We start from the raw sequence: 22,287 nt of genomic DNA, 5'->3' as shown, positions 1-22,287 counted from the left end.
GAGGTGAACGCCGAGGAACCCGCCGACGACCTTCGCATCCCCCGCGCGCAGGCCGGCTCCAGCCCGCAGCATCTGCTGGCGACCCTGCTCGGTGAGTATCTCGACTCGTCGGACGCCGATCTGCCGTCGGCGGCGGTCATCGCGATCCTGGCTGAGTTCGGGGTCAGCGAGCCCAGCGCCCGCGCGGCGCTGTCCCGACTGGTCAAGCGGGGACTCATCGCGACCCGGGGGACCGGGCGGCCACCGGTCTACCACCTCACGCCCGCCGCGATCGCCCGGCACCGTTCGCGGATGCGGCACTTCCTGAGCTTCGGCGCCCGCCCGCCCCAGTGGTCCGGCCAGTGGCTGATGGTGTCCTTCTCGATCCCGAGCCCCGGTCAGGCGTCGCGGCACGCGGTACGCAGAGCGTTGAGCGCGTTGCGTTTCGTGGGCCTGTACGACAGTGTCTGGATCCGGCCGGGATCCGACGCCGAGCCGGTGAAGCGGGCACTGAGCGAGCTGCTGCGCCACGTGACCGGCGCCCGGTGGTCGGTCATGCATGTCCGGTTCGACGAGGAGGCGGGGCCGCACGGCCCGGCCGGCGCGTACGACCTGGCCGGGCTGGCCGCCGCGTACTCGAGCTTCATCGCGCGGTTCGCACCGCTGCGCACCGCCGTGCGCGACGGGCAGGTGGACGCGGTCAGCGCCCTGGTGGCCCGGACCTCCGCCATGGACTCCTGGCGGAGGTTCCCCGACACCGATCCGGATCTGCCCGCGCATCTGCTGCCGGATCCCTGGCCCCGGCAGCAGGCCAGGGAGATCTTCCTGGACATCCACGCGGCGCTCGGTTCGCTGGCGCAGGCCCGGCTCGTCGAGGTCGTGACGCCGTACTGGCCGGATGCCGCCTCGTGGATCACACACTTCCAGGCATCGAGGGACTCCGACCGGGCAATCCATTGACACATTTCGTTGCCAGGGTGATAGTAACTGCACAGCTTGCATCGGAATGCTGTGGGACGCGGCCGGGCGGTCCACGCGCCTGTCGCGACACCCGCAGGAGGGGCAATGCGAAGTAGACCGAAGATCGCCGCTGTCCTGGCGACCGTCATCGTCCCGGTCGCCGCCGTGACCGTCGCGCTCGGCGCGCCACCGGCCGGTGCCGCGGTCGGCGGCTCCGGCCCCTATCCCGCTGACTACGAAAACGCGGCCAGCCTGGCCAACCACACCATCTTCCGACCCCAGAACCTCCCGGCCGAGCGCCTTCCGATCCTCGTCTGGGGCAACGGCGGCTGCTCGGCCAACGGCCTCTCGCAAGGCAACTTCCTCCGCGAGATCGCCTCCCACGGCTTCCTCGCCATCGCCAACGGCGCCCCGAACGGGTCCGGCTCCACCACCTCCCAGATGCTCACCCAGTCCATCGACTGGGCCGTCGCGGAAAACTCCCGGCCGGGCAGCAAGTACTACGACAAGCTCGACACGACAAAGGTCGCCGTGGCGGGCTTCTCCTGTGGCGGACTGGAGGCGTACGCCGTCTCCAACGACCCGCGCGTCACCACCACCGGCATCTTCAGCAGCGGTCTGCTGAACGACGCCGACGACTACCAGCTCAGGAGACTGACCAAGCCGATCGCCTACTTCATCGGCGGGCCCAGCGACATCGCGTACCCGAACGCCATCGACGACTGGGGCAAGCTGCCGGCCGGGTTGCCCGCCTTCATGGGCAACCTCAACGTCGGGCACGGCGGCACCTACGACCAGCCCAACGGCGGCGAGTTCGGTCGGGTGGCGGTGCTCTACCTCAAGTGGCGGCTCAAGGGCGACACCACCGCCGGCGCCAACTTCGTCGGCGCCAACTGCGGCCTGTGCCACAGCCAGTGGAGCGTCCAGCAGAAGAACCTGACGCTCGACGGCGACCCGCCACCCACCACTGCGCCGCCGACCGTGGCGCCCACCACTGCGCCGCCGACGGTGCCGCCGACCACCCCGCCGCCCACCGGCACCCCCGCCTGCACCGCCGCCTACACGGTGCAGGACCAGTGGAACAGTGGCTTCGTCGCGACCGTCACCGTGACCGCCGCAAGCACCCCGCTCACCGGCTGGCGGGTCACGCTCAACCTGCCGAGCGGAGCGTCGGTCAGTTCGATGTGGAACGGCGTCGCCAGTGGCACCAGCGGCACCGTTACCGTCACCAACCAGAGCTACAACGGTCGGCTGGCCGCCGGCCAGAGCACCAGTTTCGGATTCCAGGGCAGCGGAAACGGCAGCGGCGCCACCGTCACCTGCGCCGGAGCCTGACTCCACCACCGTGGTCGGATCAACCGGCTCGGCGGGCCGGCACTCAGGTGCCGGCCCGCCGAGCCGGGATTTCATCGCTGCGGTTCGTCGGCGCGGGGCCGGGCTCCGGCGACGAACCTGTCCAGCGCCGGTCCGTGCAGCACACCGCCGGATACCGGGTCGCGCAGCGCTCGTACCACCAGGCGCGCCACCGGCAGGCGGTCCGGCGTCCGTGCCGCAGCGAGTACCACGTTGCCGTACCGTCGGCCCCGCAGCATCCGCCGGTCGGCGATGGCACAGACGTCGGCGAAGACCGCCCGCAGGGTGGCCACCTGCCTCCGGGTGCCGGCCAGCGGTGGCAGGTCGGTGACGTTGACCAGGTAGATGCCGTCAGGTCGCAGTACCCGGGCGACCTCGGCGGCGAACCCGACGGTGGTGACATGCGGCGGCATCCGGGCCGCCTGGTAGATGTCGGCGAGCACCAGATCGTACGCGTCGGCGGGCGCGGCGGTGACCGCCTCCCGCGCGTCGGCGACCACGACCTCGACGCCGGCCGGCCGGGGCGGCAGCTCCCGCGCCACCAGCGCGACCACTTCGGGATCCCGCTCGACGACGGTCTGCGCCGAGCCAGGCCGGGTGGCGGCGACGTAGCGGGGCAGCGTCAGCGCACCGCCGCCGAGGTGCAGCACGTCCAGCGGAGCACCAGCCGGCGCGGCGAGATCGGCCCCGGCGGCCATCCGGCGGACGTACTCGAAGCGCAGGTACGCGGGATCGGCGACATCCACGTACGACTGCTCGACGCCGTCGGCGAGCAGCATGCGCCCGGTCGACCTGGCCGGGTCGACGGCCAGGTCGAGCCGGTCGCGGGACGTCCGCATGACCAGCAGACTAGCGATCCTCAGACGGGCGTACGCGACCACTGCTGGTTGGTGCCGGTGTGGCACGACCACTGCGTGAGGACGACGCCGTCGGCGGTCGACGCAGCCGGCACGTCCACACATTTTCCGCTGTGCCGCGCCCGCAGCTGGAAGTAGCTGCCGTTGGTGACCATCTGGAACTGCTGGTTGGCGCCGGTGCCGCAGGTGTACTGGATGAGCTCGGCCCCGTCGGCGGTCAACGCGCTCACCACGTCGAGGCACTTTCCGCTGTGCCGGCTGATCAGACGCCAGTAGCCGCTGCCGGCATCCTGGAACTGCCACTGCTGCCACGGGTTGCCGTTGTACGCGTACTGGCCGACCCGGGCACCGTTGTCGGTGTTCGGCTGCTGGACGTCCATGGCCTTGCCGCTGTGCCGCGCGGTGACCCGGTAGAACGTCCCCGTCGGCGGCGTCGAGGGGTCGTCGCTGACGGTGTCGCCCCAGCCGTAGCGGATCCGGTCGGCGCCGGACGGGTTGCGGACGGTCAGGTTCAGGCTGGTGCCGCTGCCGCTGAGCGCGAACATCGAGTACCAGTCGTACCCGATGTTGCCGGTCTTGCCGCCGAGGGCCGGCCAGTAGGTGCCGCCCATCTGGTTGTCGCGCATGACCTGGGCCATGGCGCGGATGTGGCGGACGAAGTTGTCGGTGCTGTTCGGGTCGGCGTAGTTGCGGCCGTCGTTCATGGGCGCGCCGAACTCGGTGGCGACCGCCCGGGAGGCGCAGTTGCCGAGGCGGGTCTGAATGTGGCTGCGGAAGGCGTCGTAGGACATCTCGCCGTAGAAGAAGGCGTAGTGGTGGAAGGAGAACAGCGTCGAGTTGAAGCGGCTGTCGTTGCAGACGTCCCGCAGGTCCTGGCTGAGGCCGGTGCCGCCGATCAGCACCCGACCGGGCACCGCCGAGTAGTGGTAGCTGAGCCAGTTGGCCGCGACGTCGCGCCACTGCGCCGAGCTGTAGCCGTGCGGCTCGTTCATCGGCTCGAAGTAGACGTTGGGGTTCGACCCGTAGGTGTTGGTGACCGTGGACCACATCGCGTTCCACGCGGCCATGTTCGTGATCCGGCCGCCGGCGGCGGCACCGTCCTCCCAGTAGGCGAGGATGACCTTGAACCCGCGTTCGGTGGCGGCGTCGATGGCCCCTCGGTAGGCCTCCCACCAGGCCGTCCCGACCGTGTGGGTGTTGATCGGCAGCCGGACGGTGTTGACGCCCATGGTGGCAGCCATGTCGTCGTAGATGGCGTTGGCCTTCGCCCGCACCGTCGCGTTGCTGTCGGATGAGTTGAGTCCGTGCACGACGAGCGGACCGGTGCTGAAGTTGTCACCCAGCACGGCCCAGTTCATGCCGCGGAACTGGCTGGTGGCGGCGGTGGCTGGCGACGATGTGACGACTGCGGTGCCGACCATCGCCGTCACCGCGGCCACCAGGGTGATCGACAATCGACGCAACGACCGGGTTCTGGACGATGACTCTGACAAGATCTGGCCTCCCTGGGAAACGGACACCGGGCCGGACGGCTACCGCCGGCACCGCTGTCTCTCCGGTGGATCTGACTATGTTCGCGTTAACACTGGGCAGGACAGATCCGGCGCGTCGGGCCGGGCAGGAAGCCACGTATTCGGTACGTTACGTTCGTGTTTCGGACCAGTGTTAGCGAGCGCATCTGGAGTGTCAAGGAATCGAACACGATCGTTCAATCCGGGCCCGTCGGCGCGGCCCTCGTCGGACGGCACCGGCGGCTTGGTGAACGGCGCCGGCGGTCAGAAGTCGGCAAGTAGGCGGTTCGGGCCGGCACCCGCCGAGGCAAGCAGGTCGACGTACCTCGTCATCCAGCGGCGGACGGTGTCGTCGTCGAGCCGGTCCACCGGATACTCCAGATAGCCGTCGATCCCGTCCGGGCCGGGCACCAGAACGATCACCAGGGCCGCCCGCCCGACCCCGGTCGGCACCTCGTGCACCCGTACCGCCAACGCCGGCAGCTCGATCCGGGTGTCGAACGTACTCTGAAAGGCGAAGCTCACCGTCATCCCGGACGGCGCCGCGCCCTTGTCCGGCGTGGGTAGCTGCTGGTAGATCCAGGCCGTGGGCAGCAGATTGTCGATGCCGGCGAACAGGGCGTCGGCGGCCTGGCCGACCAGGTGGGCGAACGTCGTGGCGGCGGCGGTGCGAATCCGTACCGGCAACGCCGTCGCCAGCACGGTGACGGTGTCCTCGTACGCCCGGGGTGACCGGTTGGCGTACGGCATCGACAGGGTCACGTCGGGCTGCCCGCTGAGCCGGGCGAGCAGCAGCGCCAACGCCGCAGCGGCGACCGCGGTCACCGTGGCACCCAGCTCCCGGGCGAGCACCTCGGCGGCGAGCCGGACCTGTCCGGGAATCTCGAACCGGCAGGTGGCGGCCTGCCCACTCGGCCGCTGCGGTGCGGGGCGGTCGAATGGCAGCTCCAGCGCCAGCGGCCCGTCGCCAAGGTGCTCCGCCCAGTAGGCCAGCCGCCGGCGGCGGGTCGGCTCATCCCACTGGCCCTGCTGCCAGCGTGCGTAGTCGGTGCACTGGGTGGCGGGTGGGCCGAAGTCCGGCGTACCTGCGTCGCGGGCGGTGCGGTACCCGTCCGCCAGCTCGCGCAGCAGTACGGTGACCGCCCGGCCGTCGCAGGCGACGTGATGCAAGACCAACATCAGCCAGGACTCGTCGGGCGCTAGCCGGATCAGCGTGTATCGCACCGGTGCCTCGTCCGCCAGCGCGAACACCGGTGCCACCACCTCCCGGCAGAGGGTCTCGGCGCGCCGCCGCGCCGCCTCCGGCGGCAGCGCGGCCAGCTCGACGACGGGCAGCGGGACCGGCCGGTGGGCGAGGATCCGCTGGGTCCAGGTGCCACCGTCGCGGATCAGCCGGGCACGCAGCGCATGGTGCCGGGCGACCAGACCATCGAGCGCGGCGTCGAGCGCGGCGACATCGAGGTCGCCGACCAGTTCCACTCGCAGACCGACGTTCCAGCTGGCGGGGTGCGTGCTACGCCCGGCGACCTCCACCACCCGCTCCTGCTGGGCCGACAGCGGCGCCCGGGTGATCTCGCGCTCGTCAGCCGGTGCGGCCAGCCAGCGCAACAGTTCACCCTTGTACGACCGCAGCGCGGTGACCAGTTGCGGACCCATCGCGGCGGCCGGGGCGTCGTAGTGCAGGGTGTCGCCGGTGCCGGTGAGCCGTACATCGTGCCCGGCGACGTACTCCAGCAGCTCGTCGAAGGTCACAGCGTGCCCCGCACCCGGCGGGAGGGCCCGTCGTCAACGGACGTGGCGGGTCCGCGCAGCCGGCCGACCATCGCCGCGATGGTCGGGGCGCGGAAGAACTCCAACGCCGGATAGTCCGCTCCGGTGGCCTCGCGTACCCGGTTGAGCAGGCGCATCGCGTTGATCGAATGGCCGCCGAGGGCGAAGAAGGACGCGCCGTGGTCGATGTGCTCCGGATCCAGATCGAGTTCGGCGGCCCACAACGCCCGCACCGTCCCGGTCAGCGCGTCACCGGTCGGGTCGTCGTGCCGGGCCACCGGTTGTGGTGTCGGCGGCTCGGCCGGTGGCCGGGGGACCGGTCGGGCCAGCGGCGGCGTGGGCTCACCGGTACGGATGGCCGGCTCCGGCAGCCCGGCCCGGTCGACCTTGTTGTTGCCGGTCTGCGGCAGCGCCGGCAGCACCGCCCACACCCGGGGGATCAGCACATCGGGTAGCTCGCGGGCCATCGCGGCGACGATCCGGTCGGCCAGTCCGTCGGGTGCCACGCCCGGCGCGGGTACCGCGTACCCGGCGAGGTACGCCTCGTTGCGCCGGTCTCGGCGGGCCACCACGATGCCGTCGGCGACCAGATCCAGCCCGCGCAGCACCGCGGACGCCTCGCCTGGCTCGACCCGGTTTCCCCGGATCTTGACCTGATCGTCGGTACGGCCGAGGAACACCAGCACCCCGTCAGCGGTCCACCGCGCCAGGTCGCCGGTGCGGTAGCGGCGGGAACCGGCACCGCCGGCCGGGTCGTCGACGAACCGCTGCGCGGTCAGCTCGGGCCGGTTCAGGTAGCCACGACCCACTCCGGCACCGCCGATGAACAGTTCCCCGACGGCGCCGACCGGAGCCAGGTTGCCCCACTCGTCGCGGATCTCGACGCGGACGTTGTCCAGCGGCCGGCCGATCGGAATCGGACCGTCGGACCCGGCCGCCGCCGGTGTCACCACCTCGGACGTGGCGATGACCGTCGTCTCGGTCGGCCCGTACACGTTGCGCACGACGTACCGGACTCCGGGCTGTGGGCGTACCCGCAGCTGCTGGCCGCCGACGGTGAGATGGCGCAGTCGGGGCTGGGCCGAGACAGGCAGCGAGAGCAAGCCTTCCCCGACCGGCGTGGGCAGCATCGCGACGCTCACCCCGGCGGTACGCATCCAACGCGCCAGCGCCATCGAGTCCAGCCGTACGGCATCGTCGGCGATCGTCAGGCTCGCACCGACCTGCAGTGGCGGCCAGATCTCCAGCACCGAGGCGTCGAAGCTCTGCCCACACACCACGGCGCCACGGTCATCGGCGGTCAGCTCCAGCTCGTCGCGGTACCACTGGCACAGGTTCAGCACGCTGCGGTGGGTGATGGTCACACCCTTCGGCCGGCCGGTGGAACCGGAGGTGTACATGACGTAGCACGCCGCATCCTGACTGATCGCCGCGCGGCCGGGGTCGCTGTCCCTGATGGGCGTACGGCCGGGGTCGCCGTACCCGCCGACGGGGTCACCGTCGCCGGACTCGTCGACGTGCAGCAGGCGGACCCCGTCGGGCAGGTCCGGCGCGGTGTCAGCCCCGGTGGCCAGCACCACCCGGGCCGCGCTGTCCGAGACCATGAAACGCACCTGCCGGCCGCCGAGGGACGGATCCAACGGCAGGTACGCGGCTCCGGCGCGCAGCACCGCCAGGGCGGCGACGACGAACTCCGGCGACCGGGGCAGCCACAGCGCCACGATGTCGCCTGCGGCGATCCCTTGCCGGGCCAGCCGCTGCGCCAGAGCGGTGGCCTGCTCGTCGAGTTGCCGGTAGGTCAGCACCGTGCCGCCGCCGATCACCGCGACCGCCTGCGGGGTGCGTTGCGCCCACTGCCGCACCGCGTCGGGCACGCCACCGGGCGCCACCTCGCGTTGGCGTCCAACGCCCCAACGGGCCAGCGCGTCCCGGTCGGTGTCGAGGACGCCGACCAGCTTCGAGATCGGCGTATCGGGCTGGTCGACGGCGGCGGCCAGGGTCGCGACGAGATACGACAGCAGCCGCTCGGCGCTGTCCGCCACGAACAGGTCGGTGCCGTACTCCAACCGGCAGTCGATCCCGTCGGCGTGGTTGGTCACGTACAGGGCCAGGTCGGTCACCGCCCGTTCGGCCCGGTGTGCCAGCGCGCGGGCGGTCACCCGGGGCAGGTCGAGCGGGAGCGGGTCGCCGCCGTTGTCGAACTCCACGATGGTCTGGAAGACCGGGGTCCGGCTGGTGTCCCGGTCCGGGCTCACCGCGCCGACGACGGCGTCGAACGGCACGTCGGCATGGTCGTACGCGTCCAGGGCGGTGTCGCGGACCTGCTTGAGCAGGTTGGCGAAGGTCGGGTCGCCGGACAGGTCCAGCCGCAGGGCGACCGTGTTGAGGAAGAACCCCACCACTGCCTCGGCACCGGTGGGCCGGACCGACACCGGTGTGCCGACGACCAGCTGATCGCTGCGGGTGAACCGGCGTAGCGTGGCCGCGTACCCGGCGAGCACCGTCATGAACAGCGTGGCCCGGTGCGCGCTACTGAGCCGGCTCAGCAGCCCGGACAGCTCCGGGTCGAGCCGGTACCGGACCGACGCGCCGGTGCCACCGCGGACCGTCGGGCGTGGTCGGTCGGTCGGCAGGTCCAGCACCGGCAGCTCACCGGCCAGTCGCTGCCGCCAGTAGGACAGACCGGCCGGCTCGTCGGGCGAACCGCCGCCGGCGTCCGCCTCCCGCCGGGCCAGGTCGAGGCAGTCCACCGGCAGCTCCGGCAGGTCGGCGGGCCGGCCGTCGAGTACGGCACGGTACAACGCGGAGAGATCCCCGGCCAGCACCCGCACCGACGCGGCGTCGACCACGATGTGGTGCAGGGACAACATCAGCACATGCCGCTCGGCCGACCAGCGCAGCAGCCGGGTCACCAGCAGCGGACCCTGCGCGAGGTCGAACACGCGCCGGCTCTCCTCGGCCAGCAGCCGCCGTACGGTGTCGTCCTCGTCCCGCCCGGCGTGCTCCTCCACGATGAGGTCCACTGTGCCCTCGCCGAGGATGACCTGGACCGGTTCGCCGTCGCGCTCCCGGAACACGGTCCGCAGCGCAGCATGCCGGGCCACCAGCTGGTCCAGCGCGGCCCGCAGCGCCGGCACGTCCAGCGGACCGTCGAGCCGTACGGTGACCGCCTCGTTGTAGGTGCCCTGGCCCGGATGCAGCCGTTCGAGGAACCACATCCGCGCCTGCCCGCGCGACGTCGGTCCGGACCGGTCCGGGTCCACGTCGCGGGCGGCCACCGGGCGACCGGTCGCCCGGTGGCCGCCCGCCGACGTGTCGATCGGTGGCGCGTCGGCCGGCGCCTGGTAGCTGGCCCGTAGCCGGTCCAGCTGCGGCAAACCGGCCCGCACCTGGTCGGGGGATGCGCCGAAGTCGACCAGCGCGGCCACCTCGTCGACTCCGGCGGCGGTGAGCGCGTCGATCAGCCGGGCGCCGTCGTCCGGCGACCCGATCAGCGCCCGTGCCTCGCAGTACCGGTCGTAGGCGCGCTGGAACACGTAGTCCAGGTCGTCGGCGTCGGCGGTGTCGAGGTCCACCTGGAATCCGAGACTGTTGGTCATTTGTCCGAACAGCGACAGCGAGGAGTGCAGGTACGCCTTCAGCGGCGCGAACGCCTCGGCCCGCGCCCGGGCCGAGTCCGCACCGAGGTAGGTGTGCACGAGCACGACCACCCGGCCGCCGTGCGGGTCGAGCCCGTGCTCGGCGCGGGTCTTACGGTAGCGCCGGATGTTGTCGGCCAACTGCTCCACCGACTGGCTCATCAGGTTGGTGACGATGCCGAGGTCGTGCTCGGCGGCGCGCTGGTACGACTCCGGATTGCCCACCACGGCGACGAACATCGGCGGCATCGCCTGCACCGGGCGGGGCAGGGTGCGGATCTCGACCGGTTCGCCGGTGCCGCTGCGCCGTTCGACGGCCTCGCCACGCCACAGCCGGCGTACCTGGTCGAGGTGGCGGTACATCACGTCGCGGTGGGTGCCGAAGTGCTCCGGGGCGAGGACGAAGTCGCCCGCGTGCCAGCCGGGTGCGCAGCCGATGCCGACCCGGCCGCCGGACAGCCGGTCGACCATGGACCAGTCCTCGGCGACCCGGATCGGGTCGTGCAGCGGCAGGACCACCGATCCGGCGTGCAACCGGATCCGGCTCGTCTCGCGGGCCAGCGCGGCGGCCAGTACCACCGGGTTGGGGAACACCCCGCCGAAGGAGTGAAAGTGGCGCTCCGGGATCCACAGCGCGTGGAATCCGTGCCGGTCGGCGAAGCGGGCCGTGTCGACGATCAGCTCGTACGGGTCGGCAGCCCCCGAGCCGGCCGGATAGTCGCCGAAGAAGTACACGCTGAAGTCCGGTGCCGGACGCACCGGTGCGCCCGCCGGTGCGTCCGCCGGTGTGGGGCCGCCCGCTGCGGCGACACTCATCGTCGGTCCGGTCCGTACCGTCGGTTCGACCCGGGCGGTGCCGTTCGGTTTCGCCGTGGGCACGGCGGTGCCGGCCGGACGGGGGAGCAGCCCGCCGCCGCGCATCTCGCGTAGCGAGGCGCGCACCGCGTCGATCACCAGGTCGACGTCGTCATCGGTGTGCGCGGTGGAGAGGAAGAAGTTGCGCCACTCCCAGACGTACACCCCCTTGAGCAGCAGGTGGTGGTAGAGAAGCTCGAGGTCGGCGCGGTGCTCGAAGCGGAACTGCGAGCCGACGTGATTCAGCCGCAGCGGGTACTCCTCCTCGGTGAAGAAGTCGTTCAGTGTGCCGACGAGCCGGTCGGTCCGAGCGTTGAGCTCCTGCTGCAGCCGTGGGCTGTGCTCGGTCAACCGGGTCAACACTGCGCGCGCGGCGGCCATGGACACCGGATGCTGGATGTAGGTGCCGCCGAAGAAGGTCGTCTCCCGCTGCGGGCGGCTGTCGTCGCCGTAGCGCCAGAAACCGCCGTCGACGCCGTCCATGATGTCGGCGCGTCCGGCGATCGCCCCGATCGGGAAGCCACCGCCGAGCAGCTTGCCGTACGTGGCGAGGTCCGGGGTCACGTTGAACAGGCCCTGGGCGCCGCGCGGATGGGGCCGGAACCCGGTGAGCATCTCGTCGAACATCAGCACGATGCCGTACCGCCGGGTGATGTCGCGGAGCCGGCGCAGGAACTCCGCCGGCTGCAGCGCCGGGTGGCGGCTCTGCACCGGCTCGACCACGACGGCGGCCAACTGTTCGCCGAGCTCTTCGATCACCTGCAGGCTCTCCGGTACGCCGTAGTCGAGCACGACCAGGTCCGCGACGGCGCTGGCCGGGATGCCGGTGCTGACCGGGACGGTGGTCCGGTCCGCTCCGGTCCCGACCGAGCGGCCGAGCACGTTGTCGGCATGTCCGTGGTAGGACCCGTGGAACATGACGATCTTGTCGCGTCCGGTGGCGGCGCGGGCTAGTCGGATCGCCGCCGAGTTCGCCTCGGTGCCCGAGTTGGCAAACGCTACCCGGGGCATCCCGGTCAGCTCGCTCAACAGCACGGCGGCCGCACCCGTGTCGACGCTGCGCGGTCCGAGTTGAACGCCTCGGGACAGATGCTCCCGGACCGCGTCGGCGACGAAGTCCGGCTCGTGGCCGAACAGCAGCACCCCGAAGCCCATGGTGATGTCGACGTACCGGTTGCCGTCGATATCCTCCAGCCATGCGCCCTTGGCGCGCTGGCCGGCGATCGGGTACAGCATCTCCTTCGTGGCACTGCGGAAGCCGACGACCGCCCGGCTGTCGGCCAGCACGCCACGGTGGCGCTGGGTGATTTCCTTCGACCCCCGGGTCTTCGCCACGAACCGTCGCCGCAGGTCGTCCAGGTGGGCTCGGCCGCGATCGGTAGCGACCGCGCCGGCCTGACCGCTGTCGGGTGCCACGACCACCCTGGGCCCGTGCGCGTCAACGCCCGGTGCTGCCGGTACCGCAGTTGGCACCGGCGGTTCGGCCGGTGCCGGTGTGGCTGGTGCCGGCGGCGCCGGGGCCCGACGGGACAGGATCAGGCTCGACAGCTTGCTCGGGGTGTCCGCCTCCTCGAACAGTTCGCGCATGGCGAGTCGGACACCGAACTCGCCTTCGAACTCCCGCAGCGCGTTGATCATGGCGAGCGAGTCGGCACCCATCTCGACGAACGGGCGGTCGACGGCGATGTCGTCCGGGTCGCAGCCGAGGTGCCGGGCGCTGATCTCGCGTACCCGCTCGACCACCGGCGCGAGGTCCGGCGCGGCTGATCCGGCGGCGACCGCGGAGCCAGCCTCGCGGACGGTGTCAACGTCGGCCATCGACCCTCCAGGTTCGGTTCGTGCCAGCGGCGGTCCGGTCCAGTGGACTCGGCGCTGGAACGGATATGCGGGCAGCGGCACCCGGCGTGCGTGCCCAGAGCCGAGCAGGGCGGCCCAGTCCAAATCGACCCCGTGTACGTGCAGTTGGGCGAAGCTGTCGATGAGCTGATTGAGTTCCGTGCCCCGGCGCTGTGCGGCGAGCACCGGCCATCCGGGCAGCGCCGAGCGCAGCAACCCGACCAGACTCGGTTGTGGACCGAGCTCCAGCACCGGCACGCCGGCCGACCCGGCGGCGGCCGACGTCTCGGCGATCGCGGCCGCGACCAGGTCGAACCGGACCGGCATCCGGGTCTGCCGCACCAGGTACGCCGGGTCGGGGCGGTGCCCCACCGGCAGCACGGTGCCGTCCACGCTGCTGACCAGCGGCGTGTCCAACGGCGCCCACGGGACCGACCCGAACGCCTCGCCGAGCCGGGGGAGGATCGGGTCGAGCAGTGCCGAGTGGAAGGCGCGGTCGACGGCGAGCCGGTGCCAACGCACCCCGAGGCGGTCCAGCACACCGCAGCCGGCGTCGAGCGCCTCGACCGGCCCGGCGACGACATGTTGCTCGGCCGCGTTGGTCGCGGCGAGGTCGAGCCGCCGGTCGGTGGCGAGCACCTCGTCGACCGTGGCCCGGGTGGCGAAGACGGCCACCATGCCGCCGGGTGCGGTGTGCTTCCGCATCAGCCGTCCGCGTAGCCCGGTCAGCCGCAGACCGTCCTCGATCGTCAGCGCGCCGGCTGCGGCCAGGGCCGCGTACTCGCCGATGCTGTGGCCGGCGACGAGGCGCGGCGCCACCCCGAGCGAACGCCACAGCCCGGTCAGTGCGACCTGGAACGCGAACAGCGCCGGCTGCGCCACGTCGGCCGGCCAGATCCGGTCGTCACCGGAGACGGCGTCGAGCAGCGGCGTCAGCACCGACGGTCCGCCGCAGCGGCGCTGGTACGCCTCGCAGGCGTCGAGCACCGCCCGCACCTGCGGGTACCGCCGGTACAGCGGCCCGGCCATACCCGGGTACGAGGTGCCCTGCCCGCCGTACACCACCACCGGCGCCACCCCGCCGAGCCCGCCGGAGGCGATGCCGGCACCCGGCACCGTGCCGGTGGCCACCCGCCCCGGGCGTTGCCGCCCCGGCGCGGCGAGGTAGTCGTCCAGGGCGTCCGCGAGTGCCGTCGTCGTCGCGCCGGTCACGACGAGTCGGTGCGGCAGGTGCGGCCGACCGAGCGCGGTGGTGGTGGCCAGGTCGGCCGGGTCGAGCCCGGGGTCGGCCCGCAGGTGGTCGCGCATCCGGCGGGCGAGCGTACGCAGACTCTCCGGGTGGTACGCCGAGAGCGGCACCGGCACCGGTTCCGTCGGCACCGCCGGCACCGGGCTAGCGGGATTCGTCGTCGCCGGCAGCGTCGGTCGTGCTGCCGGCGGTGCCTCCAGGATCAGGTGGACGTTGGTGCCACCGACCGCGAGTGCGGTCACCCCCGCCCGGCGCGGCCCGGGCAGATCGGGCCAGGCGCGCGCCTCGGTGGGGATGACGAACGGGCTGGCCGCCAGGTCCAACGCCGGATTGGGTCGCTCGAACCCGACCAGCGGCGGGACCGTCGCGTGCCGCAGCACCAGCACCGTCTTGATCAGGCTGGCCATACCGGCGCAGGCGTCCAGGTGTCCAATGGCCGGCTTGGCCGAGCCGATCGCGCAGTAGCCGGTCCGGTCGGTACGCCGGCGGTAGGCCGATGTCATGGCCTCGAACTCGATCGGGTCGCCCTTGTAGGTGCCGGTGCCGTGGGTCTCCAGGTAGCCGATCGTCTCGGGGGAGACCCCGGCCACGTCGAGCGCCCGCAGGATGGCGTCGCGCTGCCCGGCGGCGCTGGGCGCGGCGTAGCTGGTCTTCGTCGCGCCGTCGTTGTTGACTCCGCCGCCCAGGATCACCGCGTGGATGGTGTCCCCGTCGGCGACCGCCCGGTCGTACCGCTTGAGCAGCACCGCCGCGACCCCGTTGCCGCCGACGGTGCCGTCGGACGACGCGTCGAACGCGCGGCACCGGCCGGAGCGGGACAGGATGGTGCCCTTGACGTGGCGGTAACCCAGGATCTGCGGGATGTGCACCGCCGACGCGCCGGCCAGGGCCAGGTCGGCGTCGCCGGCTAGTAACGCCTGTCCGGCCAGGTGCACCGCCACCAGAGCCGTCGAGCAGCCACTCTGCACGGTGACCGCCGGGCCGGTCAGGCCGAGCCGGTACGCGACCCTGGTGGCGACGAAGTCGTTGAAATTTCCGAGAGCCACCTGGAAGGCCGGGCCGAAGTCACCGTCCCAGCGGGCGTCGGCCAGGTTGTTGCGCAGGTAGGTGTTGAGGGGATACAGGTGGTATCCGACACCGGCGAAGATGCCCACCCTGGTGTCGGGTCGGCTGACCGCGTACCCGCCGTTCTCCAGTGCGTGGTAGCAGGTCTGCAGGAACAGCCGGTGCTGCGGGTCGACCGTGCGCGCCTCCTGCGGGCTCATCCCGAAGAAATCGGCGTCGAACGAGTCGATCTCGTCGAGCACGCCGCTGACGGCGACGAAATCGGGTGACTCGCGCAGCTGCGCCGGTACCCCGGCGTTGGCCAACTCGGTGGGGCTGAACCTGCGTACGCTGGTCACGCCGTCGCGGATGTTGCGCCAGTACGCCTGCGGGGTGTCCGCGCCCGGCAGCCGCAACGCCATGCCGATAACGGCGATCCGCCGGTCGCCGGTGCCACCGCGTGTCGGCACGCTCATGTCGTCGTCCGTCGACGCGCCCACAGCGTGGCCAGGAAAGCCACTGCCAGCAGCACCGCCAGCCCGTGGAACAGAGTGACCACGGTCAACGGACTGAACTGTTCCAGCAGGAAGGAGCAGGCCACCATGCCGACGCCGAAGCCGAGGTTCTCCGCGGTCGCCGAGAATCCGAAGACGTAGCCGCGTTGATCATCCGGAGTGGCCTGCAGCCGGGTGGTGTAGGCGATCTCGGTGAAACCGTCGGCGATACCGGCGGCGGTGGCGACCAGGATGGCCAGCGGCAGCGGCGGCGCGGTGAAGGTGAGGATGAAGGCCACCGACATGAGCGCCGCGCCAGCGGCGAACGCGCGCTCGTTGATGGTCCGGCCGGTGCGCCTGGCCCAGCGGGCGACGGCGCGCTGCGCGATGATGTTGCCGATCGCCCAGGTGGCCCAGAACTGGGACATGAACGCGGCCGGATGCTGCGGGTCCAGCATGGTGGACAGCACCGGCAGGCCGACGTTGTGCGAGGCCGAGCCGAACGCGTCGGCGGCGCGCAGACTGATCAGTGCGAGCAGGACCGGGGTCACCCGCAGGTAGCGCAGGGCCGTCAACTGCGCGGTGAGGACTCCGGACGGCCGTCGCGCCTCGTCCGGCCCGGAGTCCGGCCCGGTGTCCGTCGCGGCGCCCCGCCCTGAGCCCGGCCCGGAGCCCGCTGCGGCTGCCGGCTGTCGGCTGCGGGTGGTGATCGGTAGCCGGGCCAGGACCGCGGCTGAGAAAAGGAACGCTCCGGCGTCGATGAGGAACGCACCGGTGTAGCCGACCGTGGAGATGAGGACTCCGGCCGAGGCGAATCCGGCGACCATCGCCAGCGATCGGCCGGTGGCGAGCAGCGCGTTCGCCCGGACCCGCTGGTCCTGCCCGACGATCTCGGGGATGCTGCTGCGCAGCGCGACGCTGGTGAGGGTGGCGCCAGCGCCGGTGACGACCGCGACGGCGTACAGCAGGCCGGCCTGGGCCGTCGTCGGTGCGAGAACCAGCACGACCAAAGCGACCGCCTGACTGATGTCGGACGTCACCATGATCCGCTTGCGGTCGAGCCGGGACACCAGGCTCCCGGCACCGAATCCGGTGAGGACACTCGTGGCCAGCCGTAGTGCCAGGAACAACCCGGTGTGCGTGGCACTGCCGGTCAGCGAGTACGCGAACAGGCTGAGCGCGATCATGTCCAGATAGGTGCCGTACGCCGAGACCGCGTTGCCGACCACCAGGAACCGGAAGTGCCGCATCCCGCTGCTGGTGCGGCCCGGGTCCTGATCGGTGACGGTCACGAGCGGCCGGCGGATACGTCAGGTGCCGTCGACCTCGGGCGTGGGGGGTGTCCGGCAGAGCAGGATGGGTGCGGCAAGCTGTGCCCCCAGGGACGGTGGTCGCCATTGGCTCGTCGTTACGTGATGACTACCGCCCGTCAGAGTATGCGAGGCTGTCGATCTGATCAAGATCCATGCGGTGAGGTGGAGGCGAGCGGTGCCATCCATGTTGCTACGAGCTGGCGGCGGCCCACCGCGCCGTCCGCCGCGCCCCGATGCCGTGACGGCAGTGTGCCTCGCCCCGACTGGTGCCGAGGTGCGGTACGGTCTGGCCTGAGAATGTTGTTGTGTCCGGGGCCTGCGTTCTTGGCGTGACCGTCACGTACGCATACTCTCCCGGGCTCCGAGGAAGAGTCTAGAGAGCGAGCGATGCGAGACCTACTGCAGGAGTACGATCCGGAGGTCTTTGACGCGATCCTCGGCGAGGAGCGTCGGCAACAGAGCGAGTTGGAGCTCATCCCCTCCGAGAACTACACCTATCCGGAAGTGCTCGCCGCACTGGGGACGGTGTTCACCAACAAGTACTCGGAGGGATACCCCGGCAATCGCTACTACGGCGGTCAGACCTACACCGATGTCATCGAGCGTCTGGCCTGCGCGCGCGCTCGAGAGCTCTTCGGGGCCGACCACGCCAATGTGCAGGCGCTCTCCGGTGCGGCGATGAACCAGGTCGTGTACTACGCGCTCCTGGAACCGGGGGACTCTATTCTCGCAATGGATCTCACCCACGGCGGCCATCTGACGCACGGCTCGCCCGTTTCACATATGGCCAGGGTTTTCCAATTCCACCGCTACAAGGCCGGCGCGGACGGTCGCATCGATTTCGACGAGGTCCTGCGTATTGCGGAGCAAGTCCGCCCGAAGATGATACTGTGCGGACACTCGTCGTACCCGCGCGAGCTCGACTATTCTGGATTTAGGCGGGTTGCGGACGCGGTCGGTGCCCTGACCATGGCCGACGTGTCCCACGTCGGCGGGTTGATCGCGGGTGGGCAGTTGGCCAACCCGCTGGAGCACGGGTTCGATGTGGTTACGACGACCACACACAAGAGTCTGCGTGGTCCACGCGGCGGCCTGATTCTCAGTAAGGGCGAGTTCGCGAAGAAAATCGACAAAAGCGTATTCCCAGGCCTGCAGGGTGGGCCGCACATGCACACGATCGCGGCCATCGCCGTCGCCCTCAAGAAGGCGGCCGAGCCGGAGTTCCGCGAGTACGCTACGCGTACTCTGTCGAACGCGCAGGTGCTGGCTGGTCGGCTGCTCGAGCACGGCGCCCAGCTCGTCTCAGGCGGGACCGACAATCACCTCATGGTGGTCAACACGGTCGGATCGTACGGCATCGAGGGCCGCGACGCGCAGAAGCTGCTGGAGGAGGTCGGGCTCGCCACCAACAAGCAGCTCATTCCCGACGACAGCCTGTCAGCGCAGCGGACCAGCGGGGTGCGGCTCGGGACCCCCGCGCCGACGACCCGCGGCATGGGAGCCGGGGAGATGACCGCGGTCGCGGACCTGTTCGTCCGTGCGCTGCAGAACAAGGGCGACAGCGATGGGGCGGAGACTATCCGCAGTGAGGTCCGGGCGCTGTGCGCCCGGTTCCCCGCGCCGGGCCCGCTGCTGCCCACGTCGGCCTGAATCTATGAGTGGTACCGCTCGCGGTCGCAGCGGGCGGGCTAGCCATCACAGTGGAGCCCGGGAGAGAAACTCTCCCGGGCTCCACTGTCTTCGGCGGGCTTCCGGGACGTGCTCCGCGACGTGCTCCGCGACGTCGGGCGCTGTCCGGGAGCGCCACCGAACGATCCGCGGCCGCAAGCCGATCAGCTCGGCGGCTGGTGAGTGGGCGGCGTAGGGCTGCTTCGCCGATCACCACGTCGACCTGACGGCCCAGCTCTTCGATCCGACCACATCGTTGATCATGTCTGTCGAACATCCATGGACAGCCTTGAACCCATCGGGGTGCAAGAGTACGATAAGCGTCGATGGCGATAGCTGGGGCGAGGAAGTCGGCACCCCCGCCTCGGGTGATTGCCTCTCGGTGCCGATCGTCCACGTTACTCTCGCTGCGAACGCCCAGTGGAAGGTGCCGATGTCGACTCAAATCGTCCTGTACGACGAAGTGTGCCGGATCCTGGTCGCGATGCTCGGCGAGGAGGGCGCGGTCCGCCGAGCCGACCTGTCCCGGTCCACGTCACTCCAGTCGTTGGGCATGGATTCGATGAAATACATCAACCTGCTCCTCAGCTTGGAGGACATCATCGGTAAGGAACTCGACGAGGTTGCCGAGTACATCGACCTCTCTGAGATCACCACGGTTGGCGATCTCGTCACGCTGGTGGAGCGGCTGCGAGACCTCTGACGGGAGTCGGGTCATGAGCGACAGCGAGACCGAAACGCAGGGACTGATGCCGTCCGAAGAGGACATCGACTTCTATCGGCGCAACGGCTACTACATCTCCAAGAGGATTCTGAGCGACGAGCAGATAGCCGAGGCGCTGGACGGCAGTGAGCGGATCTACCGTTGCGACTACGACGAGCGCTTTCCGTGGAGCGACAATCCGCGGGTGGACCCCAACTTCGGCGTGCCCTTCCTGGATCGAAGCCTTAGCCGCGCGGACGGCTACGCCTCTTTCCACAGCCTGGGACTCCGTGCGCTGGCCCGGCTTCCGATCATCTCGGCGATCGCGGCCGTCCTGATCGGGGCCACCGAGATCAGGTACTGGAAGGACCAACTCATCTACAAGCCACCCGCGCGTGCGTCCGAGGAAAGTGAGGGCGTCACCGGGTTCCACCAGGACAAGCGTTACTGGCCCACCTGCAAGTCGGACCGGATGATCACCGCGTGGATCCCGCTGCATGACTGCTCGACGGAGAACGGCTGCCTGGTAGTGATCAAGGGCAGTCACCGGTGGCGGAACAACCACGCGCTGGTCACCTTCGGCGAGAAGAACATGGACTTCATCAAGTCGGAGCTGATTAACACCGAGGGGAACGAACTCGTCGAGGTGCCGCTCGAACTCAAGCGGGGCCAGGTAAGCTTCCACGACTGCTACACCATCCACGGCAGCTACGCCAATGTATCCGATTCGCCGCGGCGGGCCTTGTCGGTCCACCTGCAGGACGGCGAAAACCGTTACCGCGACCTGAGCTTTCTGAGTAAAGAAAAGCCGGTCTTCCAGCATTCCCACGACCTGATCTGCCGGAAATCAGCGAACGGCCTACCGGACTACAGCGACCCGGTCATCTTTCCGACACTGCACCATACGGCGATGCAGTGACCAGGTGGTGGGTGAACCGGACGCGCGCCGTCGACGGAACGAACCAGTGATGATTGACATCCACGTTCATCTGGCCGACGCCCGCTGCATTTCGCCCGGATTCATCGCGGGCATCGCCGGCTCGATGCTCGAGGACGGCCCGCTCGGTCGGAGCGGCGTCGAGCGGGCCCTACGCCTCTACCTGCTGGACCGGCACGGCAACCGCCTCCTGTCGCAGATGAACGCCCACGGAATCGCCAAATCCGTCATGCTGATCGCCGATTTCGGCCCGGCGCTCGGTGAGCCCGAGTTGACCATTGAGGAGATCCACCAGCACCATGCCGAGGTGGCCGAGGCGTCCGACGGCCGGCTGACGTTCTTCGCGGGCTTCGACCCTTCGCGTGGTGCGTCGGCGCTCAGTACCGTCGAACGTTGGACTGCCCTGCCTGGTTGCGAAGGGGTCAAGCTGTACCCGCCGTGTGGCTTCGAGTTGGATGATGAGCGGATGGTGCCGCTCTGGCGCTACTGCAGCGACAACGGTGTGCCCGTACTGACCCACTCAGGGCCGTCGCTGCCGACGCTTGGCCGGGCCCAACGGTACCCACACAGCGTCGAGGAGGTCGTCCGGCGGTTTCCTGACCTGCGTATCGCGTTGGCGCACGGCATGGTCTGGGACCCGGAAGGGACCGTCAAGCTGCTGCGGAAGTATCCCGGGAACCTCTACGCGGACATCTCGTCGTTCCACCAGATCCCGGACGGCGACCTGGAGCTGATGCTGATGCTCTGCGCCGAGGTGCCAGACCAGATCCTGTTCGGGTCGGACGCACCGCTGTTCGACTTCTCCGGAGACCTGACAGCGAAGATCGGAAAAATGCGTGGATTCCTGACCGACGCGCAGGCCGGCAAGCTGTTCGAGCTGAACGCCCGCACGTTCCTGTACGGCGCCAACGCCTGATGGCCCGTCTTCCGTGCCGGCAAGGCAATACCCGCCAGAGCCCTAGGACGACGTTGTGAGCGCTAGCTCGATCTACTTTTCCCCCGATGCGGACGCGTTCCGGGCGTGGACGCGGCGGTTCCTGCAGGAACACGTGGCTCCCCGGCTGAACGAGTGGGAGTCGCAGCGCCGGATTCCGCGCGACATCTGGAAGCTGTTCGGGGAGCACGGGCTACTAGGACTGCACTACCCCGTTGTGTACGGGGGTCGCGACCTGCCGTTCTTCCACTCGGTCGCCTACCTTGAGGAGCTAGGTAAGCTGGGCAATGGTGGCTTCCGCGGGGCGATGTCCGTTCACAGCTACATGGCGACGACCTACCTGCACCTGGCGGGCGACCACCGTCAGAAGTCGGAGTACCTGAAGCCGGCCGTGCAGGGCGACATGATCGCCGCACTGGCGATCACGGAGCCCCAGGCCGGATCCGATGTGGCGGGCATCCGGTGCGTAGCACGGGCCACGGGGGACCGGTACACCATCCGGGGCAGCAAGGCCTTCGTGACCAACGGGTTGACCGCGGATTTCATGGTCACGGCGGTCAGGACGGGCGACGGAGACGGATCCCGCAGTATCTCCCTGTTCGTGGTCGACGCCCGAGCACCAGGGGTGACGAGGACTCCGGTGGAGAAGCTGGGGTGGCACTGCTCCGACACCGCGAGCGTGGAGTTCGACGATGTCGTGGTCGGAGAAGACCAGCTTCTCGGTCGGCGGAACTCGGGATTCCTGTGGATCATGAAAGCGTTCCAGCTCGAGCGGATCGCGGCCGCACTCCTGGCGCTCGGGGAGATCGACTACACGCTGGAACTGGCTAGACGGTACGCGGACGAGCGGCAGGTCTTCGGCACCACGATCCTGGGCTTGCAGGTGGTGCGGCACCGGCTGGCCGAGTTGATGAGTCACACAGCGGCGGCGCGCCAGCTCGCCTATCACGCGGCCTGGCTGTACAGCCAGGGACAGCAGGCGATGTCCCAGTGCGCGATGGCCAAACTGCGGGCCACCGAGCTCGCCGTCGAGGTGGCGGGGCAGTGCCTTCAGCTCTTCGGCGGGCACGGCTACCTCGCGGAAGCGCCGATTTCCCGGGTCTTCCGGGACACCCGGCTCGTCACGATCGCGGGTGGGAGTAGCGAGATCATGCGGGAGATCATCGCCGAGTCCGAGCTGTGAGCT

12 protein-coding genes are annotated in these 22,287 nt (G+C 70.1%); 7 read left to right on the top strand and 5 right to left on the bottom strand.

Translation table 11 applies throughout. The features are described from left to right. Nucleotides 1-3 precede the first annotated feature (3 nt). Nucleotides 4-939, top strand: a complete 936-nt coding sequence (locus tag ACN27J_RS06255) for a PaaX family transcriptional regulator C-terminal domain-containing protein (protein WP_421364417.1) — start codon at nucleotides 4-6, stop codon at nucleotides 937-939. Nucleotides 940-1,044: 105 nt separating this feature from the next. Next, entirely contained in the window at nucleotides 1,045-2,274 is a 1,230-nt protein-coding gene (locus ACN27J_RS06250; protein ID WP_421364416.1) for a cellulose binding domain-containing protein, read from the top strand. A 71-nt stretch (nucleotides 2,275-2,345) separates the two neighbouring features. Here ACN27J_RS06250 and ACN27J_RS06245 read toward each other — a convergent pair whose 3' ends face one another. The 5 genes from ACN27J_RS06245 to ACN27J_RS06225 form a co-directional block, all read right to left on the bottom strand. After that, the gene (locus ACN27J_RS06245) at nucleotides 2,346-3,131 is read right to left on the bottom strand and encodes a spermidine synthase (protein WP_421364414.1); all 786 of its coding nucleotides are present in this window, start codon (nucleotides 3,129-3,131) and stop codon (nucleotides 2,346-2,348) included. Nucleotides 3,132-3,151: 20 nt separating this feature from the next. Further along, complete coding sequence (locus ACN27J_RS06240; protein ID WP_421364413.1) at nucleotides 3,152-4,612, bottom strand: RICIN domain-containing protein; 1,461 nt, start codon at nucleotides 4,610-4,612, stop codon at nucleotides 3,152-3,154. A 312-nt stretch (nucleotides 4,613-4,924) separates the two neighbouring features. After that, a complete protein-coding gene (locus ACN27J_RS06235; protein WP_421364411.1) occupies nucleotides 4,925-6,412 on the bottom strand; it encodes a condensation domain-containing protein in 1,488 nt (495 codons plus the stop codon). After that, entirely contained in the window at nucleotides 6,409-15,528 is a 9,120-nt protein-coding gene (locus ACN27J_RS06230) for a MupA/Atu3671 family FMN-dependent luciferase-like monooxygenase (RefSeq protein WP_421364409.1), read from the bottom strand. The genes ACN27J_RS06235 and ACN27J_RS06230 overlap by 4 nt, the downstream gene beginning before the upstream one ends. Continuing rightward, nucleotides 15,525-16,838 carry an MFS transporter gene (locus tag ACN27J_RS06225; RefSeq protein ID WP_421364407.1) on the bottom strand — a complete coding sequence of 438 codons (1,314 nt, stop codon included), beginning with the start codon at nucleotides 16,836-16,838 and terminating at the stop codon, nucleotides 15,525-15,527. The genes ACN27J_RS06230 and ACN27J_RS06225 overlap by 4 nt, the downstream gene beginning before the upstream one ends. 408 nt (nucleotides 16,839-17,246) lie before the next feature. Here ACN27J_RS06225 and glyA point away from each other — a divergent pair, with 408 nt between their 5' ends. The 5 genes from glyA to ACN27J_RS06200 all read left to right on the top strand — a co-directional run bounded on the left by glyA (nucleotide 17,247) and on the right by ACN27J_RS06200 (nucleotide 22,284). Beyond that, nucleotides 17,247-18,509 carry a serine hydroxymethyltransferase gene (gene glyA, locus ACN27J_RS06220; protein WP_421364405.1) on the top strand — a complete coding sequence of 421 codons (1,263 nt, stop codon included), beginning with the start codon at nucleotides 17,247-17,249 and terminating at the stop codon, nucleotides 18,507-18,509. A gap of 451 nt (nucleotides 18,510-18,960) precedes the next feature. Beyond that, nucleotides 18,961-19,230, top strand: coding sequence for an acyl carrier protein (locus ACN27J_RS06215; RefSeq protein ID WP_421364403.1), 270 nt, complete (start codon nucleotides 18,961-18,963; stop codon nucleotides 19,228-19,230). Nucleotides 19,231-19,243: 13 nt separating this feature from the next. After that, complete coding sequence (locus tag ACN27J_RS06210) at nucleotides 19,244-20,149, top strand: phytanoyl-CoA dioxygenase family protein (RefSeq protein ID WP_421364401.1); 906 nt, start codon at nucleotides 19,244-19,246, stop codon at nucleotides 20,147-20,149. A 49-nt stretch (nucleotides 20,150-20,198) separates the two neighbouring features. Next, nucleotides 20,199-21,083 (top strand): amidohydrolase family protein, encoded by an 885-nt coding sequence (locus ACN27J_RS06205; RefSeq protein WP_421364400.1) that lies wholly within the window; start codon nucleotides 20,199-20,201, stop codon nucleotides 21,081-21,083. Between the two features lie 55 nt (nucleotides 21,084-21,138). Further along, on the top strand, nucleotides 21,139-22,284 hold the full coding sequence (locus ACN27J_RS06200) for an acyl-CoA dehydrogenase family protein (protein ID WP_421364398.1): 1,146 nt from the start codon (nucleotides 21,139-21,141) through the stop codon (nucleotides 22,282-22,284). Nucleotides 22,285-22,287 lie beyond the last annotated feature (3 nt).

The sequence above is a fragment of the Solwaraspora sp. WMMB762 genome, from assembly GCF_049179115.1.
Classification (GTDB): domain Bacteria; phylum Actinomycetota; class Actinomycetes; order Mycobacteriales; family Micromonosporaceae; genus Micromonospora_E.
This window is presented reverse-complemented; position numbering and strand designations above follow the sequence as displayed.

Excerpts from the sequence above, each read along its gene's own strand:
- ACN27J_RS06215 (WP_421364403.1), top strand. The coding sequence starts at position 18,961 with ATGTCGACTCAAATCGTCCTGTACGACGAAGTGTGCCGGATCCTGGTC.
- ACN27J_RS06205 (WP_421364400.1), top strand. The coding sequence starts at position 20,199 with ATGATTGACATCCACGTTCATCTGGCCGACGCCCGCTGCATTTCGCCC.
- ACN27J_RS06230 (WP_421364409.1), bottom strand. The coding sequence starts at position 15,528 with ATGAGCGTGCCGACACGCGGTGGCACCGGCGACCGGCGGATCGCCGTT.
- glyA (WP_421364405.1), top strand. The coding sequence starts at position 17,247 with ATGCGAGACCTACTGCAGGAGTACGATCCGGAGGTCTTTGACGCGATC.
- ACN27J_RS06210 (WP_421364401.1), top strand. The coding sequence starts at position 19,244 with ATGAGCGACAGCGAGACCGAAACGCAGGGACTGATGCCGTCCGAAGAG.
- ACN27J_RS06250 (WP_421364416.1), top strand. The coding sequence starts at position 1,045 with ATGCGAAGTAGACCGAAGATCGCCGCTGTCCTGGCGACCGTCATCGTC.
- ACN27J_RS06245 (WP_421364414.1), bottom strand. The coding sequence starts at position 3,131 with ATGCGGACGTCCCGCGACCGGCTCGACCTGGCCGTCGACCCGGCCAGG.